16 protein-coding genes are annotated in these 15,411 nt (G+C 71.5%); 10 read left to right on the plus strand and 6 right to left on the minus strand.

What is annotated here, in order from left to right; all coding sequences use genetic code 11:
• Positions 1 to 343: 343 nt before the first annotated feature.
• Positions 344 to 2,569: an acetate--CoA ligase family protein gene (locus ACFYW7_RS18070; protein WP_389503239.1), complete on the plus strand. Its 2,226-nt coding sequence runs from the start codon at positions 344 to 346 to the stop codon at positions 2,567 to 2,569.
• A gap of 41 nt (positions 2,570 to 2,610) precedes the next feature.
• On the plus strand, positions 2,611 to 3,462 hold the full coding sequence (locus ACFYW7_RS18075; protein ID WP_389503241.1) for an enoyl-CoA hydratase/isomerase family protein: 852 nt from the start codon (positions 2,611 to 2,613) through the stop codon (positions 3,460 to 3,462).
• Between the two features lie 68 nt (positions 3,463 to 3,530).
• On the opposite strand, the gene ACFYW7_RS18080 is transcribed toward ACFYW7_RS18075, so the two are convergent.
• Entirely contained in the window at positions 3,531 to 4,517 is a 987-nt protein-coding gene (locus ACFYW7_RS18080) for a hypothetical protein (RefSeq protein ID WP_389503243.1), read from the minus strand.
• A gap of 112 nt (positions 4,518 to 4,629) precedes the next feature.
• On the opposite strand from ACFYW7_RS18080, the gene ACFYW7_RS18085 reads away from it, so the two are divergent.
• Positions 4,630 to 5,271 carry a flavin reductase family protein gene (locus tag ACFYW7_RS18085; protein WP_389503245.1) on the plus strand — a complete coding sequence of 214 codons (642 nt, stop codon included), beginning with the start codon at positions 4,630 to 4,632 and terminating at the stop codon, positions 5,269 to 5,271.
• A gap of 173 nt (positions 5,272 to 5,444) precedes the next feature.
• Here the strand turns inward: ACFYW7_RS18085 and ACFYW7_RS18090 are convergent, their stop codons facing one another.
• The gene (locus ACFYW7_RS18090; RefSeq protein ID WP_389503247.1) at positions 5,445 to 6,779 is read right to left on the minus strand and encodes an MFS transporter; all 1,335 of its coding nucleotides are present in this window, start codon (positions 6,777 to 6,779) and stop codon (positions 5,445 to 5,447) included.
• A gap of 71 nt (positions 6,780 to 6,850) precedes the next feature.
• Between ACFYW7_RS18090 and ACFYW7_RS18095 the strand changes: the two genes are divergently transcribed.
• The gene (locus tag ACFYW7_RS18095; RefSeq protein WP_389503249.1) at positions 6,851 to 7,888 is read left to right on the plus strand and encodes a GlxA family transcriptional regulator; all 1,038 of its coding nucleotides are present in this window, start codon (positions 6,851 to 6,853) and stop codon (positions 7,886 to 7,888) included.
• Here the strand turns inward: ACFYW7_RS18095 and ACFYW7_RS18100 are convergent.
• A complete protein-coding gene (locus ACFYW7_RS18100) occupies positions 7,869 to 8,063 on the minus strand; it encodes a hypothetical protein (protein ID WP_389503751.1) in 195 nt (64 codons plus the stop codon). The genes ACFYW7_RS18095 and ACFYW7_RS18100 overlap by 20 nt on opposite strands.
• Positions 8,064 to 8,181: 118 nt before the next feature.
• Here ACFYW7_RS18100 and ACFYW7_RS18105 point away from each other — a divergent pair, with 118 nt between their 5' ends.
• The 6 genes from ACFYW7_RS18105 to ACFYW7_RS18130 are packed head-to-tail and all read left to right on the plus strand — an operon-like array spanning position 8,182 to position 11,923.
• The gene (locus tag ACFYW7_RS18105) at positions 8,182 to 8,514 is read left to right on the plus strand and encodes a hypothetical protein (RefSeq protein WP_389503251.1); all 333 of its coding nucleotides are present in this window, start codon (positions 8,182 to 8,184) and stop codon (positions 8,512 to 8,514) included.
• A gap of 37 nt (positions 8,515 to 8,551) precedes the next feature.
• Complete coding sequence (locus tag ACFYW7_RS18110) at positions 8,552 to 8,851, plus strand: WXG100 family type VII secretion target (protein ID WP_389503253.1); 300 nt, start codon at positions 8,552 to 8,554, stop codon at positions 8,849 to 8,851.
• Positions 8,848 to 10,194, plus strand: a complete 1,347-nt coding sequence (locus ACFYW7_RS18115; RefSeq protein ID WP_389503255.1) for a hypothetical protein — start codon at positions 8,848 to 8,850, stop codon at positions 10,192 to 10,194. Before ACFYW7_RS18110 ends, ACFYW7_RS18115 begins: the two co-directional genes overlap by 4 nt.
• 14 nt (positions 10,195 to 10,208) lie before the next feature.
• Positions 10,209 to 10,622: a hypothetical protein gene (locus ACFYW7_RS18120; RefSeq protein ID WP_389503257.1), complete on the plus strand. Its 414-nt coding sequence runs from the start codon at positions 10,209 to 10,211 to the stop codon at positions 10,620 to 10,622.
• Positions 10,609 to 11,241, plus strand: coding sequence for a hypothetical protein (locus tag ACFYW7_RS18125; RefSeq protein ID WP_389503259.1), 633 nt, complete (start codon positions 10,609 to 10,611; stop codon positions 11,239 to 11,241). Before ACFYW7_RS18120 ends, ACFYW7_RS18125 begins: the two co-directional genes overlap by 14 nt.
• 40 nt (positions 11,242 to 11,281) lie before the next feature.
• Positions 11,282 to 11,923 (plus strand): hypothetical protein, encoded by a 642-nt coding sequence (locus ACFYW7_RS18130; protein ID WP_389503261.1) that lies wholly within the window; start codon positions 11,282 to 11,284, stop codon positions 11,921 to 11,923.
• A gap of 149 nt (positions 11,924 to 12,072) precedes the next feature.
• Here ACFYW7_RS18130 and ACFYW7_RS18135 read toward each other — a convergent pair whose 3' ends face one another.
• From ACFYW7_RS18135 to ACFYW7_RS18145, 3 genes are all read right to left on the minus strand, one after another.
• Entirely contained in the window at positions 12,073 to 13,122 is a 1,050-nt protein-coding gene (locus tag ACFYW7_RS18135) for a Zn-dependent alcohol dehydrogenase (RefSeq protein ID WP_389503263.1), read from the minus strand.
• Between the two features lie 107 nt (positions 13,123 to 13,229).
• On the minus strand, positions 13,230 to 14,408 hold the full coding sequence (locus ACFYW7_RS18140; RefSeq protein ID WP_389503266.1) for an acyl-CoA dehydrogenase family protein: 1,179 nt from the start codon (positions 14,406 to 14,408) through the stop codon (positions 13,230 to 13,232).
• A 32-nt stretch (positions 14,409 to 14,440) separates the two neighbouring features.
• The gene (locus ACFYW7_RS18145; RefSeq protein WP_389503269.1) at positions 14,441 to 15,352 is read right to left on the minus strand and encodes an SDR family oxidoreductase; all 912 of its coding nucleotides are present in this window, start codon (positions 15,350 to 15,352) and stop codon (positions 14,441 to 14,443) included.
• Positions 15,353 to 15,411 lie beyond the last annotated feature (59 nt).

The raw sequence follows: 15,411 nt of genomic DNA on the forward strand, positions 1-15,411 counted from the left end.
CGCAGTCGGCAGCGCACGGAAGGGGCCGTGCCGGTACATCGCAAGCCCGTCGCCACCGACGCCCACACCTCACCCGACGGCGACGGGCGGATGTACCGACACGGCCCCGACCCACAACGCACCGCACCGCACCGCACCGGACCGCTCCGGACCGACACCGGGTCCCGAACTCCGGCACAGACGGTTCCCCGGCGGCGCCCGCCGGGTACCTAAGAGAAGCCCATCCCTGCACAACGGTTCCTGACGCGGCGTCAGTTAAGTAATCTGACACTACGTCAGTTAAATGTTGGCCGTTAAAAGTCGGCCGTCAAAAGTTGGCTGTCACACAGGAGCGGGCGGACCGATGCTTGGATCAACCCACGGCACCCTCACCACCGACTCCCGCCGGGCCCGGGTCATCGCCTGCGGCGAGCAGCCCTCACCGGTCGTGCACGGCCGGCCGGCCGAGGTCGACGACCTCGACGTCAGCGGTCGCCCGCTGTACGCCGCCGTCCCCGATCTGGACCGCTTCTTCCGTCCGGAGTCCGTGGCCGTGATCGGCGCCTCGGACGCCGAGGGGCGGCCCAACACCGGGATCACCCGGCAGCTGATCGCCTGGGCCGAACGCGTCGGCGCCCGGCTGCACCCGGTGCATCCCACCCGCAGGTCCGTCTTCGGCCTGCCGTGCCTCCCCTCCGTCGCGGACCTGCCGGAACAGGTGGATCTGGCGGTGCTCCTCGTCGGCGACCCCCTTCCGGTGATCGAGGAACTGGCCGAGGCCAAGGTGAAGTTCGCCGTCGCCTTCGCCTCCGGATTCGCGGAGACCGGCGCCGAGGGCGCCGCCGCGCAGGCCCGCCTCGCCGCCGCCGTGCGCCGCTCCGGCCTGCGCCTGCTCGGGCCCAACACCAACCTCAACGCCTTCGAGAACTTCCGCGACGACCTCGACGGCCCCGCGATCGCCCTCATCACCCAGTCCGGCCACCAGGGCCGGCCGGTGTTCGCGATGCAGCAGCTCGGCGTCCGCCTCTCCCACTGGGCCCCCACCGGCAACGAGGCCGACCTGGAGACCGCCGACTTCATCTCCTACTTCTCCGAACGGCCCGAGGTCGGCGCCATCGCCTGTTACGTCGAGGGGCTCAAGGACGGCCGGTCCTTCCTCCTCGCCGCGGACCGCGCCGCCCGGCGCGGAACCCCCGTCGTCGCGGTCAAGGTAGGCCGCACCGAGACCGGCGCCCGCACCGCCGCCTCCCACACCGGCAAGCTGACCGGAGCCGACGCCGTGGTGGACGCGGCGATGCGGCAGTACGGCGTGATCCGGGTCGACGGACTCGACGAACTCCAGGACACGGCGGCACTGTTGGCGCGGGCCCGGGCGCCCCGAGCGGACGGGGTCGTCGTCTATTCGATCTCGGGCGGCACGGGCGCGCACTTCGCGGACCTGGCGAGCGCGGCGGGCCTCGACCTGCCGGTCCTCTCCGACGCCAAACAGGCCGAACTGCACACCTGGATACCCGACTACCTGAACGTCGCCAACCCGGTCGACAACGGCGGCCACCCGGTCGGCGACTGGCGCGGGCGGAAGATCATCGACGCGATCCTCGCCGACCCGTCCGTCGGCGTGCTGATCTGTCCGATCACCGGGCCCTTCCCGCCCATGAGCGACAAGCTGGCGCAGGACCTGGTGGACGCGGCGGAACAGACGGACAAGCTGGTGTGCGTGGTGTGGGGGTCGCCGGTCGGCACCGAGGCCGCGTACCGCGAGACCCTGCTCGGGTCGTCCCGGGTCGCCACCTTCCGGACGTTCGCCAACTGCATCACCGCCGTCCGTGCCCACCTCGACCACGCGCGGTTCACCGCCGCCTACCGCTCGCCCTTCGACGAGGCCCCGCGCACCCCGTCCCCCTCCTTCCGCAAGGCGCAGGCCCTGATGCGCCCGGGCCAGCAGCTGAGCGAACACGGCGCGAAGCAACTGCTGCGCGCGTACGGGATCCGCGTACCGCGCGAGCAGCTGGTGACCAGCGCGGCGGCGGCCGTGCGCGCGGCGAGCCAGGTCGGCTACCCGCTGGTCATGAAGGCCTCCGGCGCGCAGATCGCCCACAAGACCGAACTCGGCCTGGTCAAGATCGGACTGACCTCCGCCAGCCAGGTCCGCGACGCCTATCGCGAACTCACCGACATCGCCCGCTACGAAGGCATCTCCCTGGACGGGGTCCTCGTGTGCCAGATGGTCGAACGGGGCGTCGAGATGGTCGTCGGCGTCACGCACGACCGGCTCTTCGGGCCGACCGTGACGGTCGGGCTCGGCGGGATCCTCGTGGAGGTGCTGCGCGACGCGGCCGTCCGGGTGCCGCCGTTCGGCGAGGACCAGGCGCTGGCCATGCTGGCCGAACTGCGGGGGCGGGCACTCCTCGACGGGGTGCGCGGGGGCCCGCCGGTGGACGTGGACGCGCTGGTGGAGGTCGTGATCCGGGTGCAGCGCATGGCGCTCGAACTCGGGGACGACATCTCGGAGCTGGACATCAACCCGCTGATGGTGCTGCCGCGCGGTCAGGGCGCGGTGGCCCTGGACGCGCTGGTGATGTGCCGCTGAGACGGCAGCCCCCCGTCCGCCGTACGAAACGGAGCACCCCCATGACCGACTCCCCCCGTGCGTCCCGCAGAACCACCACACCTCATGGATCAACCGAAAAGCCCCTCGACTCATTGATACGCCACACCACTGACAACGCCGTCTCGTGGATCACCCTCGACCGGCCCGAGGTGATGAACGCGCTCACCCGGGACCAGCGGGAACGCGTGATCTCCCTGCTCTCGGCGGCGTCCGCCGACCCCGGCGTGCGGGCCGTCGTGATCACGGCGACGGGCCGCGGGTTCTGCGCGGGCGCGGATCTGCGGGGCGGCCCGCCCGCCGGGGACCGGGTGCCCGGCGACGTCGCCCGCACCGTCCGGCTCGGCGCGCAACGCCTGATCGCCGCCGTCCTCGACTGCGAGAAGCCGGTGATCGCGGCGGTCAACGGCACGGCGGCCGGGATCGGCGCGCACCTCGCCTTCGCGTGCGATCTCGTCCTGGCGGCCGAACCGGCCAGGTTCATCGAGGTGTTCGTGCGGCGGGGCCTGGTACCGGACGGCGGCGGGGCCTATCTGCTGCCCCGCCTCGTCGGTCCGCAGCGGGCGAAGGAGCTGATGTTCTTCGGCGACGCGCTGAGCGCCACGGACGCGGAGCGGATCGGGCTCGTCAACAGGGTCGTACCGCCACAGGAGCTGGAGAAGACGGCGCGGGAGTGGGCCGAGCGGCTCGCCGCCGGGCCGACCCGGGCCCTGGCCCTCACCAAGCAGCTCGTCAACGCCTCCCTGGACGCCGACCGCGGCAGCGCGTTCGCGGCGGAGGCCGCGGCCCAGGAGATCAACATGACGACGGTGGACGCCGCCGAGGGAGTGGCCGGCTTCGTGGAACGGCGCACCCCCCGCTACCAGGGCCGCTGACCGGTCTCACCCTCGGCCACACCCACCCGGAGGACCGCGACACCCGGCCCGGCCCCGCCCTGCTCGGCTCAGCCCCGGCCCCGCCCTGCTCGGTCCTGCTTCAGGACGCGCAGGTCGCCCGCGTCGAGGTCGCCGAAGAGGACGAACAGTTCCGGACGGACCGCGGTGCCGCCGATGGTCCAGTACGTGTCGTGGCCGCAGTTCTCGAGGCGGACGACGACACCGTCGCGCCGCTGGGAGGCGGGCCCGTCGGCGTACGGGTCGTAGCGGCCGCTGGTGTCGAGGGACCACGTGCCCGCCCCGTCGCAGCGCGTGAACTCCTTGGTGTCCACGTCCTCGAACTCGGGCTGGGCGGGCACCGCCGTCAGCTCCGCCCGGCCGTCGGCGCGCAGGCGCAGCACGGCCCCGTGGTCGCCGCGCCAGACACCGGCGAGCCGGTCGGCGCCGAGCTTCGGCGGCTCGTAGGGCTCGATGAGTCCCGTGGCCAGTGCCACCGTGCCCGCCCCGACGACCAGTCCGCACGCCACGAGGGCCGCGAGCGCCGAGCGACGCCAGACGCGGCGGCCGGTCGACGGGCGGCCGGTGACGCGCTCCCGCCGCCGCAGGAGGGCGACCCCCAGCGCGGGCAGGGCCCCGGACACGGCGATCAGCGGAGCCGTGACGCCGGTGGGAGAAAGGCCGACGACGACCGCGAGCGCGGCCCAGAGCGTGCCGAGGGCCAGCGCGAACGCCAGGTGCCAGACGCCCTCGGGGCCGGGGAGCCACCGGGTCACCAGCCGGGCGAGCGTGGCCGCCGGCATCGTGCAGGCCACCGTGCACAGCAGTCCGAGGACGGCCAGGAGCAGGGGCCCGAAGACCAGCACGCACAGCATTCCGGCCCCGGCGGGGCCACCGCCCAGGGTCGCGCCGTGGTCGTCGTCGTCGAACGTCCCGACCCACCACACGGCGACGGCGACCGCGAACTGCGCCGCGCAGATCGCCGCGGCGAGGTTCACCTCGGCACCGGCCCACATCCCCCCGGAACGCGTCGGTCCCGCGGATTCTCCCCACCCCATGGGGCACAAGATACGTGGGTGGAGCACGAGTCCTTCGAGGGGCCCGGCCGCCCCGGCCGCACGCCCCCTCCCGCCCGCGGACCCCTTCCCATCTGACGCACCGTCAGCTTCAATGGCTGATGTGATGGGACACGCAGGGATGGCCGCCGCCGCCGTCCGCTACCTCAGGTCGGCCGGGGCCCCCGTCGCCGCGGGGCCCGTCGAGGCGTTGCCGCGCCCGGAGCTGCGCGCGGTCGGCGACGACGAACGGGCGCCGGTCGACCCGGCCGAATTCCGGCGGGTGCTCGGCCACTTCGCGACGGGCGTCACCGTGGTGACGGCTCGGGCCGGGGACGGCGCGGAGGACGCGGGCCCGGCCGGTTTCGCCTGCCAGTCCTTCGCCTCCCTCTCCCTCGACCCGCCGCTGGTCTGCTTCATGGTCGGCCGTACGTCGACGACCTGGCCGCGCATCGCCCGAGCCGGCGCCTTCTGCGTCAACGTGCTCGGCGCCCACCAGGGCGACCTGTGCCGGGGGTTCGCGGTGAGTGGCGCCGACAAGTTCGCCGGGGTCGTCCACGAGCCCGCACCGGTCTCCGGCTCCCCCCGCCTCGCGGGCGCGGCGGCCTGGGTCGACTGCACGATCCACGCGGTGCACACGGGCGGGGACCATCTGATCGTGGTGGGCCGGGTGGACGCGCTCGGCACGGGCGGTGACACCCCCGGCGGCGAGGACGTGCCGCCGCTGCTCTTCCACAAGGGCCGCTTCCTCATCTGACCCGAGCCGTCGGGCCGGCCGCCCGACCGGCCCCTCCGGCACCGGAAGGCCGCCCCGGACCGGCCCCCGCGAGGCAGCCCCGGCCGGTCCCACCCGCTCCCCGGCGTCTTCCCGGCCGGTCCCCGATCGATACCGCCCGGCGACACGGCCCCGTACGCCCTCCTCCCCAGCCGTCAGGCGGCCGTGGCCGTGCCCGTGGCCGGCAGGGGGACAGCGGGCCTGTGGCGCCGGATCACCAGCACCATCAGCGTGGCCGCCGCGCACAGGGCGCCCGAGGCGTACCAGACGACGTTGTACGAGCCGAGGTGGTCGCGGGCGACGCCGCCGAGGTAGGCGACGAGGGCGGCGCCGATCTGGTGGGAGGCGAGGACCCAGCCGAAGACGATGGCGCTGTCCTCGCCGTAGCGCTCGCGGCACAGGGCCAGGGTGGGCGGGACGGTGGCGACCCAGTCGAGGCCGTAGAAGACGATGAAGAGGACCATCGGCGGGTGCACCGACGGGTGCAGGAGCATCGGCAGGAAGAGCAGCGAGATGCCGCGCAGGGCGTAGTACACCGCCAGCAGGCGGCGCGGCTCGAAGCGGTCGGTGAACCAGCCGGAGGCGATCGTGCCGGCCACGTCGAAGACACCGATGACCGCGAGGAGCGAGGCCGCCGCCTGTACGGGCATGTGGTGGTCGTGGGCCGCGGGCACGAAGTGCGTCTGGATCAGGCCGTTGGTCGAGGCGCCGCAGATCGCGAACGACCCGGCCAGCAGCCAGAAGGGTCCCGTGCGGACGGCGGAGGCCAGCACGGTCACCGCGCGCCGGGCGGCGCCCTTCACCGGCTCGGGCTTCGGCACGAACTCCTTGGCCCCGTAGGGCTTCTGGCCCACGTCGGCCGGGTGGTCGCGCAGCAGCAGCCAGACGAAGGGGACGACCGCGAGGGCGGCGAGGGACACGGTGACCGCGGCCGGCCGCCAGTCGTGCTCGGCGACGATCCAGGACAGCAGCGGCAGGAAGATCAGCTGGCCCGACGCCGAGGCCGCCGTCAGGATGCCCGTCACCAGCCCCCTGCGCTCGGTGAACCAGCGGTTGGTGACCGTCGCCGCGAAGGCGAGCGCCATCGAGCCGGACCCCAGGCCCACCAGCAGGCCCCAGCAGAGCAGCAGTTGCCAGGCCGCCGTCATCCACACGGTCAGCCCGGAGCCGACCGCGATCACGGTCAGGGCGATCGCCACCACGCGCCGGATGCCGAAGCGGTCCATGAGCGCCGCCGCGAACGGCGCCGTCAGTCCGTAGAGGGCGAAGTTGATCGAGACCGCCGCGCCGATCGTGGCGCGCGACCAGTGGAACTCCTGGCGCAGCGGGTCGATCAGCAGGCTGGGCAGCGACCGGAAGGCGGCCGCGCCGATGATCGTCACGAAGGTGACGGCGGCGACGGACCAGGCGCGGTGGACGCGGCGACGGGCTGCGGGACGGGTGGGCCGGGAGTCCTCCGGGGCCGGGGCGGCTTCGCTTGTCTGGGTCACGCCACAGATCCTCGGGGAGCGCGACCTCCCGAACCACTGGCCTGAAGGACAGCATTCGCTAGGATCGGGCCATGGACCCTTCGGGTACGCTCCGCCGCCACCGTGTCGTCGTCCTCGCCCTCGACGGACTGATCCCCTTCGAGCTGGGTATTCCGCAGCGCATCTTCGGCAAGGCGCGGGACGCCGGCGGGCAGCCGCTCTACGAGGTCGTCACCTGCTCGGTCCGGCCGCCCGGCCCCGTGGAGACGGACGCCGACTTCGCCGTCCTCGTCGCCAACGGCCCCGAGGCGCTGGCCGGCGCCGACACCGTCGTCGTACCGGCCTCGTACGAACTCGGGCCCGTCGAGCAGGAAGGCATCCTGACTCCGGAACTGGCCGCCGCCCTCACGCACATCCGCCCGGGCACCCGTCTCGTCTCCATCTGCACCGGCGGTTACGTCCTGGCCGCCGCGGGATATCTCGACGGGCGCCCGGCCACCACGCACTGGATGCACGCGGAGCACTTCCAGCGGCTCTTCCCGCGGATCCGGGTCGACGCGGACGTGCTCTTCGTCGACGACGGCGACGTCCTGACCTCCGCCGGTGTCGCGGCCGGGATCGACCTGTGCCTGCACCTCGTCCGCCGTGACCACGGCGCCGCCGTCGCCAACGAGGTGGCCCGCCGCACCGTCGTCCCCCCGCACCGCGACGGCGGCCAGGCGCAGTACATCCGGCGCCCGGTGCCGGAGGCGCAGTCGGCCGGCACGACCGCCGCCCGCGCCTGGGCCCTCGGCCGCCTCCACGAGCCGATCCAGCTGCGCGACATGGCCGAGCAGGAGTCCATGTCGGTGCGCACCTTCACCCGCCGCTTCCGCGAGGAGGTCGGCGTCAGCCCCGGGCAGTGGCTGACCCGGCAGCGCGTCGAACACGCCCGCCATCTCCTGGAGTCCAGCGGCCTGTCCATCGACCAGGTCGCCCGCGACGCCGGTTTCGGCACGGCCCAGTCGATGCGCCAGCACCTCCAGGCGACCCTCGGCGTCACCCCCACCACCTACCGGCGCACGTTCAGGTCGGGCACCGGACCCGACGGGACCGAGGACGGCGACTCCCTCACCCCCGCGCGGACGTGAGGCGGGCGGCCCGGCCCCTCTCCTGGAACGTCAGCACCGCCCTCGCCGCCTTCCCCGCGTGCGCGTCCTCCGCCGCCCGCTCGAAGTCCTCGACCGGGTACGTCGCCGTCACCAACTCGTCGAGGAGCAGACGGCCCCGGACACACGCGACACGCGCCGTCCGGGTCCGTGGCATACCCGACGACGGTCGAACCACAAGCGCGACCGGATTGCCGTGATTCTCGCCACCCGTCCGTCCGTGGACGGAAGTTCACTGTGGCGAACCAGAGGACCCACCGATAGCGTCATCGCTCTTGACCGAACTCATGTCTCACGGGGAGCTCACTGTGAAGCGCCGCCTTTCGCCCGCCGCCGCCGCGCTCGCCGCGTCAACAGCCCTGCTACTGACGGCCTGCGGCAGCGGAGACGGCAAGTCCAGCGACAACGACAAGGTCGCGGGTGCCGATCGAGGTGACCCTGCGCAGTCCGCTTCACCGAGCCCCTCTGCTGCGACGGCAGCGGACCGGCCCGAGGTCGAGCTCCCATCCGACGTGAAGGACGTCTACGAGGCGCAGGACCTCCCGGACGGCGAGTTCGGCGCCGAACAGAACGTGATCGTCCAGGAAATCCAGGCAGTCGACCGGTGACCGCAGAGCCGCACCACACGCACAGGGAGGGCCATCAGTGGCAGACCCGGACCTGACGGTCGACTACGACTTCCTCGCGGACTCCGAGCGAACGCTCGGCCAACTCAGAACAACCTTCAAGGATATCGAGAACCGGCGCGACGACATGCGCCGGCACTGGGGCTCCGGCGCGGTAGCTGACGCCATGGGCGATTTCGTCGACAACTGGGACGACTACCGCACCAAGCTCATCGAGGGAATCGAGTCGGTCGGCCAGCAAGTGGCCGGCACCAAGAAGGCGTTCCAGGAACTCGACCACAAGTTCAGCAAGCGCGACGAAAAGAAGCAGAAGAAGTGACAGCGTCCAGACGCCGCCCGGTCGATTGGCAGCCGCTGTGCGATTCCGACCCTGTACCCGGTGACCCGGAAGAGATCCGCGCCGAGGTCCGCCACATGGTGTCGGTTGCCGAGAAGCTCAGGGACCAGGCCAAGAACCTCCAAGCCATCAGCAACGAGGACAAACTCAAGGGTAAGTACGTCAAGAGCCTGCGCGAGGAGTCCTCCACCCTGGAGAAACACATGCGGGAGGTGGCCAGTCGTTACGAGCGCGTTCACGGCCACCTCACCACTTGGGCCAATGAGTTGGAGGACTTCCAGTCCGACGCCGACAACGCACTGCGCCGGGCCAAGGAGAAGCAGGAAGAGATCGAGGCCGAGAAGGCGAAGGAGTCCGCCTCCGACGGCAAGAACACTCCGCATCCGTCCGTCAGCGGAACAGACCATGATCCCCTGCAGGAATACCGGAATCAGCTGAACACGGTCACCAGCGAGCGCGACACCCGCGCCAACCACCACGCGGGCAAGATCAGGGACGATATCGATGACATCATCGAGGACTCGTGGTGGGACGACGTCAAGGGCTGGGCCCATGACAATGCGGACCTGATCAAGGCCTTCATCGATGTTCTCGGCTGGGTCGCGACGGTGGCGGGCTTCCTGGCGCTGCTCATCCCCGGCCTGAACCTGCTCGTTCTGGGCATCGCGATACTCACGGTCGGGCTCAGGCTCCTTCTGGTGGCATCCGGCGATGCCACCTGGACGGATGTCATCTTCGACGTCGTGGGTGCGCTGCTCGTGGTGGGTGGCCTCGGGGCCGCCGCGAAGCTTGCCGGCGGCGCCAAGGCCACCGTGGGCGCTGCTCAGGCCGCCCGGACCGCCGGCCTGAGCAGAGGGCTCAACGGTGTCAAGGGCATCATGGACGACATGGGCCGGGTGATGACCAAACTGCCGGAAGGGCAGGGGCGGCAGGCCATCGGCGGAGCCCGCAACGCCATGCGCAAGTCCATCTCCCAGAACACCGGCCTGGTGGCAAAGGGGCCGCTGAGCGTCAGCCCGCTGTCGACGTTGGCGCACCTCGGCGACAAGGAGATGGCGGGCATGGCGAAGATGTTGAAAGCGAACAAGGCCGTCTTCCCGGAGGCCGCGGGAGCCGCCGCGGACAAGGCCTACAGGTCCTACCAGGCGGGCCTCGGCGTCGCCTGGACCGGCATGGGGATGGACGTCATGGACAAGTCGCTGGGCAAGAGCGACCTGACAAGCTACACCCACGAAAAGTTCGGGACCGGCGAGAAGCCGTACAACGCGCCGTACTCCGACTGGAAGGACAACACCCTCAAGCCCGCCCCCGACACCCACTGGTAGCGAGAGGAACGACCATGGATCTGCACTCGGCACGACGCATCACCGAGGCGGAAGCGGGCCGCACCGGACTCGGCACCGGTCCCAACCGTCGGCTCCGGCTCACCCTGATCATCGGAATGCCCCTGGTCTTCCTGGTGTTCGGAATCATGATCCTGGTACCGAAGTCCCTGATGGACGACGTCCTTCACGTCTATGAGGCCGGGATCATCGGCTGCCTCCTGCACTACGTCTGGGTCTTCGCGAAGTACCCCCGGCACGCGGGCCGTCCGCCCTACCTCACCCGGGATCTCGCCATGGGCGGCGGCTTCTTCCTGCCCTCGATGTTCCTGGGTTTCTGGCCGGGCATGTTCGCCGCCCCGGCTTGGGCAGTCTTCGTCGGCGTCGCTTATGCAAGGGAAGAGAGGCGGGAGCGCCGTGGCCACCGCTGAGCACCACCGGTCCCCGACCGGCTTCAACCTGGTGCCACCGCCCGGCTGGGACGTGATTCCGCTACGCACCGGTACCCAGGAAGCGATGGACCGCATCGTCCGCAAGGCCGTCGCGCAGCTGCCCGTCGGCTTTCCCAAGGACGACATCCCGCAGGCCCGGCTGAAGCTCACCAAAGAGATGAAGAAGGTTGTCCGCCGGGCCCGCGCCAAGGGGGGTATGACCCTCTACCTCCCCACCGAACGTCTCCACGGCGTCGCGCTGCCCGTCTCGATCGTCGCCTCCGAACCGATCGAGATTCCGAGGGTCAGGCCCGACAGCGGGCCGGAAGCGGTCCTGCTCGCGCTCGCCTCCGAGACCCCCGGAGCCGAGATGCGGGAACTCGACCACGCGACAGCCCTGCGCTCGGAACGAGATGTCCCCGCCGACGCCACGAAGGGCATCGACGCCGCCCACCGCCGGGTCGAATACTTCGTACCGATCCCGGACAGCGCTCCTGACCGGTACTTCACCTTCTCCTTCAGCGCCTTGATCGCGCCCGGCTCTGATCCCGCCTTCTACGACATCCTTGTGGAGCTGTTCGACGCCGTGATGAGCACCTTCCGCTGGAGCTACGCCTGAACGCTCCCCCTGCCCGCGCCCCTGACGAAAGAGACCGCTCATGTCCGACGGCACCCTGTGGAGCACCGACCTCGGTGCACCACTGCACATCGACACGGATGCCAACCCAGGCCTCTGGGGCTATCTCCACCTCCGGATCGACAAGAAGACCTTCAAGGAATGGCTGGACCAGCACCTGCCCGGCCTGGCCGCCGTCCACGGCATCGAGCTCACCCGCAAGCTCCGCCGATTCCACAAAAATTTCTACGAGCAGACGCTGGTGACGCTCCGTGACAAGCTCCAGGCCGACGAGGCGTTCATCTACCACCCCGTTCCACTGACCTGCATGCCTCTGGTGATGCACGCCACCCGCTTCCACTGCGAGGCCCGTGACGCGGCGTCCTGCGAGGGAGTCACCGCGTTCACGGTGCCGCACCCGGAGATCCCCGAGTGGCAGCAGCGAACCGGCAGCATTCCGTTCGCCTCTCCGCACCTGGGCGCGGACGGGGTCCGGGTCACCCGCTCCTACCCTGCGGACAGCACCGTCATGATGACCTCGGTGACGTACCACTGGCACACCCCGCCCGGCCTCCCCGACGTACTGCTCCGCGGGCACCACGACGATCCGGAAGTGATCGCCGCGGCGATGGAGGCACTGGACGACTTCGCACGGACGCTCCGGCTTCCTGAGGCAACCCGCTGACCGGCGCCGCCGGGGGTGGACTCGAGCGGTGAGAGCGTCGAGCGGCGCTTGGCGTTTCGTCCGGCTTTCCGACGGAGCCGACGGAGCCGAGGGAGCCGACGGCGGGAACTCCATGGTCTCCGCGAGGACATGACGGTCCGTAACCCCCTCTAGAACGTCAGCACCGCCCTCGCCACCTTCCCCGCGTGCGCGTCCTCGGCCGCCCGCTCGAAGTCCTCGACCGGGTACGTCGCCGTCACCAACTCGTCGAGGAGCAGGCGGCCCTCGCGGTACAACTCGGCGTACAGGGCGATGTCCCGCTGGGGGCGGGACGAGCCGTAGCGGCAGCCGAGGATGGACTTGTCGAGGTACATCGAGGAGACCAGGAAGGACGCCTCGGCCGTCGCCGGGGGGACGCCGAGGAGGACCGCCTGACCGTGGCGGTCGAGCAGGTCGACGGCCTGGCGGATGAGCTCGACGCGCCCCACGCACTCGAAGGCGTGCTGGGCGCCGGTGGGGAGGATGTCCTTCACCCCGTCCGTCGAGGTCAGGAAGTGCGTCGCGCCGAACCGGCGGGCCACGGCCTCCTTCGCCGGGTTGGAGTCGACCGCGACGATCCGCAGGGCCCCCGCGAGCCGCGCGCCCTGGATGGCGTTGAGGCCGATGCCGCCCGTGCCGATGACGAGCACCGTGTCGCCCCGGTCCACCCGGGCCCGGTTCAGGACCGCCCCGACTCCGGTGAGGACCCCGCAGCCGATGAGCGCGGCGGACGTCAGCGGGATGTCCTTCGGGATGCGGACCGCCTGCACCGCCTTCACGACCGTGTGCTGCGCGAAGGCCGAGTTGGCGGCGAACTGGTAGAGCGGCCGCCCGGCCCGGGAGAACGGCCGCTGCGGCATGCCGATCGCCTTCCGGCACATCGTGGGCCGCCCCCGGTCGCACTCGGCGCAGGCCCCGCAGTTGGCCAGCGTGGACAGCGCCACGTGGTCGCCGGGACCGACATGGGCGACGCCGGCGCCGACGGACTCCACCACCCCCGCGCCCTCATGGCCGAGCACCACGGGAACGGGGAAGGGTATGGTCCCGTCCACCACGGAGAGATCGCTGTGGCAGAGCCCCGCCGCGGAGATCGCCACCCGGACCTCTCCGGGTCCCGGGTCCCGTACCTCCAGGTCATCCACGACCTCGGCCCGCTTCCCGTCGAAGATCACACCTCGCATCGCGCCAACTCCCCTTCTTCCCGGGCCGTCCCGGGCTGTTCATGGGCCGTACCTGGGCGTACCTGGTGTACCGGGCCGTTCGTCGGTCGTGCCGGGGACGGCTTCGGCTATCCCCGGGGCTCCCTCGGCAGGCCGAGCGCGCGCTCGGCGATGATCGTGCGCTGGATCTCGTCCGAGCCGCCGTAGATCGTGTCGGCCCGGCTGAAGAGGAACAGGTGCTGAGCGGCGTCCAGTTCGTACGGCAGCTCCGCCGACCGGTCCACCGGGCCCACCGCCGCGCCGGCCCCCCGCACCTGTACGGCCAGCTCACCGAGCCGCTGATGCCAGCCGCCCCACAGCAGCTTCGCCACGCTCGGCGCCCCCGCACCCCCGCGACTCTCCGAGGAACCCTCCGAACTCCCCAGCGTGCGCAGGGCGTTCCACCGCATGGTGCGCAACTCGGCCCACAGCCTCACGAGCCGGTCGCGCACGACGGGGTCCGAGGCCGCGCCCGTCGCGACGGCCGTGCGCAGCACGCAGCCCAACTCCTGGGCGAACCCGATCTGCTGGGCGAGCGTGGAGACCCCGCGCTCGAATCCCAGCAGGCTCATGGCGACCCGCCAGCCGTTCCCCGCACCGCCGACCACGTGGTCGGCCCGCGCGAGCGCCCCGTCGAAGAACACCTCGTTGAACTCGCTCGTGCCGGTCAACTGGCGTATCGGACGGACCTCGACACGGCCCGGCTGGTCCATGGGGACGAGAAGGAAGGACAGTCCGTGGTGGCGGGTGGACCCCGGCTCCGTGCGGGCGAGCACGAAGCACCAGTCCGCCTCGTGGGCGAGCGAGGTCCAGATCTTCTGCCCCGTGACGCGGTACGCCCCCGACGGCGCCGCCTCCTTGTCCCGTACGGCGGCCGTCCGGACGCCCGCGAGGTCGGAGCCCGCGTCCGGTTCGCTGTACCCCTGGCACCACAGCTCCCGGCCCCGGGCGATCGGCGGCAGGAAGCGCCGCTTCTGCTCCGGCGTCCCGTGGGCCACGAGCGTCGGCGCCAGCAGGTTCTCGCCGATGTGCCCGGACCGCGGCGGCGCCTCCGAGCGGGCGTACTCCTCGGCCCACACGACCTGGCGGGTCAGGCCCTCGCGCCGGTTCCCGTACCCGTCCTCGTCCCAGCCGAGTCCGATCCAGCCGCCCCGCCCGAGTTCCCGCTCCCACGCGCGGCGCCCGGGCGAACCCACCAGGTGCTCCTCCAGCCAGGTCCGCGCCTCGCGCCGGAAGGCCTCGTCCTCGGGACCGAATGCGAAATCCACGCGTTCTCCTCCCACCGGATCCGAAGCCGGACTCACGCGTTGGGGCGCGTCTTCTCCGCCGCCGCCCGGGCCATGGCCTCCAGTTGTTCCAGCAGCGGCATGGGGTCCACGCCGACCGTCCCGGGCAGGAAGTCGGCGATCCGCTCCGGGGTCCAGGCGCCCTCGGCGTACCCGGCGCGCAGTTCGCGCGGCTGGGCCCATACGGCGATCTTGGGCCCGGCGATCGTGTAGACCTGCCCGGTGATGCGTTCGGCACGGGCCCGGTCGGACAGCAGGTAGACCACGAGCGCGGCCACGTCCTCCGGTTCGCCGATCTCCTTCAGCTCCATCGGGACGTTCGCCGACATGCGGGTACGGGCGACGGGCGCGACCGCGTTCGCGGTGACCCCGTACTTGTGGAGCCCGAGGGCGGCGCTGCGCACCAGCGAGATGATCCCGCCCTTCGCCGCGCTGTAGTTGGCCTGCGCGACCGAGCCCTGGTGGTTGCCGCTGGTGAAGCCGATCAGCGTGCCCGAGCCCTGTTTGCGCATCACCGCCGAGGCTGCCCGGAAGAGCGTGAACGTGCCCTTGAGATGGGTGGCGACCACCGGGTCCCACTCCTGCTCGGACATGTTGAAGAGCATCCGTTCGCGCAGGATGCCGGCCACGCACACCACACCGTCGATCCGTCCGTACGAGGCGAGCGCGGTGTCGACGACCCGCTGCCCGCCCGCCATCGTCGAGATGTCGTCGGCCACCGCGACCGCTTCCCCGCCGGCGGCCTCGATCTCCTTGACGACGGCGTCGGCCACCGAACTCGTCGGTTCGGCGCCCTCGACGGAGACGCCGTGGTCGTTGACGACGACGCGCGCGCCCTCGGCCGCCGAGGCGAGGGCGACCGCCCGGCCTATCCCCCGCCCGGCGCCCGTGACGGCGATGACCTTGCCTGCCAGGAAGTTCCCCACGCCCGGCCCCTTCCCGCGGTTTCTGACGGTCCGTTAGATTCAACTCGGATTCTACGACC

The organism is Streptomyces sp. NPDC002580 (genome assembly GCF_042889485.1).
Classification (GTDB): domain Bacteria; phylum Actinomycetota; class Actinomycetes; order Streptomycetales; family Streptomycetaceae; genus Streptomyces.